Origin of the sequence: Halobacillus sp. BBL2006 (genome assembly GCF_000786645.1) — a bacterium.
Classification (GTDB): domain Bacteria; phylum Bacillota; class Bacilli; order Bacillales; family Halobacillaceae; genus Halobacillus.
Genome location: NZ_JRNX01000756.1, coordinates 1 through 1,474, shown reverse-complemented (window position 1 = coordinate 1,474; position 1,474 = coordinate 1). Strand labels below are relative to the sequence as shown.

Genomic DNA, 1,474 nt, shown 5'->3' with positions numbered 1-1,474 from the left:
TTTCCCACCCAATCCTAATCCGTATTTAGCAACGGAATCGAAAGTATCTCGAAATAGAGTCTTACAGAATCCTGCACGTTTACGAAATAAGTATTTTAGTCATTTGTTCATTTCTAAATAAACCTTTCACTAAAGAACAACATGCTTCCCCTGTACATTTATTCGATTAACTGTATTTGACAAAAGAACAGTTGCAGAATTATACTGTTCTTGTAATAAATACAGTTTACAAGGGAGACCTGATTTATGACTCAGAAAACAATGAGCAAAGAAGAATATTTAAATAAAGTAAAAGACTTAGATACAACGAGCGAAGCACCAAAAGTACTTGAGGATACAGATTTTCTAACCGTAGCTAACGAGCGCCGATCTGTACGTCAGTATGATGCGGATTACAAAATCGAAAAAAGCGAAATCCGTGAAATCTTGGAAACAGCTATTCTTGCACCTTCTTCCTCCAATCTTCAGCCATGGAGGTTTTTAGTCATTGAGGATCAAGCAGAAAAAGAACGTCTCTCCCCTATCGCCAATGGACAACAGCAAATCACAGACGCTTCTGTCGTCATTGCCATTCTAGGTGACAAAAAAGCTTACAAAAATGCGGATCAAATTTACAGTCAGATCGCTGAAAAAGGAAACATGCCTGAAGATATTAAAGAAATGTATGTGAACAGTATTTTGGAGAATTACGGGAACTTCTCTGAGGAAAAACTAACTCGTATCGCGATGATCGACGGCGGCCTTGTTTCCATGCAGCTCATGCTTGCAGCGAAAGCGAAAGGATTGGACACAGTACCAATGGGCGGCTTTGACGAGGCTGAATTTGTAAAAGCCTTTGATGTTCCTGAAGATTTCGGGCCAGTCATGCTTATTTCATTAGGAAAAGGGAAAAAAGCAGGATTTGAAAAAACTCGCCTTCCTCTGGATGATGTCCTTCAATGGAATCGCTATTCAAAGTAAGATAGAAGTAAAGCCCACCTTATCGATTGAAAGGTGGGCTTTACTTCTATCTAGCGAATCTTAATAGGTATCCAAACTTCCTCAACTGACTCAGGAGCGTTTGGATGATAATTTTTTGTGAATCGTTCAAAATGTTCACGATCGTCCAATTCGTAAGGTGAACCAGGAAACCAATCCTCATAGATGGATTGTAAAGTCTGATGAAAGGAACTTGCAGGACCTTGATGGAGAAACACCGCATACAGTCCTCCAACCAGTAAATACCGTTGAAAACCCTCAGGTTCCATGCCATAATCCTCAACTTCCACTGCTGCCCATTTTAGAAAAGGGGTATCTGATGTAAACTTCATCGGATCGAATCCATCTTCAAAAATTTTAAGATTATATAGGTTCTCATCTACACGACCCTGTACCTCTTTAAGCTGAGGCATAAAGCTTTTCCACAATTCGACTGTATGATCATAGTTCAATGACATTCGATTCGATTTTCCAATCAGTTTTTTTTCTGTTATTT

Annotated in this window: 2 protein-coding genes; one reads left to right on the top strand and one right to left on the bottom strand. The window is 39.1% G+C overall.

Annotated features, from left to right (window positions below; translation table 11 throughout):
* Positions 1-246 precede the first annotated feature (246 nt).
* Complete coding sequence (locus tag LD39_RS19345; RefSeq protein ID WP_035552082.1) at positions 247-960, top strand: nitroreductase family protein; 714 nt, start codon at positions 247-249, stop codon at positions 958-960.
* A gap of 50 nt (positions 961-1,010) precedes the next feature.
* Here LD39_RS19345 and LD39_RS19340 read toward each other — a convergent pair.
* A partial coding sequence (locus LD39_RS19340; RefSeq protein WP_197061463.1) for a GyrI-like domain-containing protein occupies positions 1,011-1,474 on the bottom strand: 464 nt, incomplete at its 5' end.

Bases quoted from the DNA above. Each gene is read 5' to 3' on its own strand.
- LD39_RS19345 (WP_035552082.1), top strand. From the start codon at position 247: ATGACTCAGAAAACAATGAGCAAAGAAGAATATTTAAATAAAGTAAAA.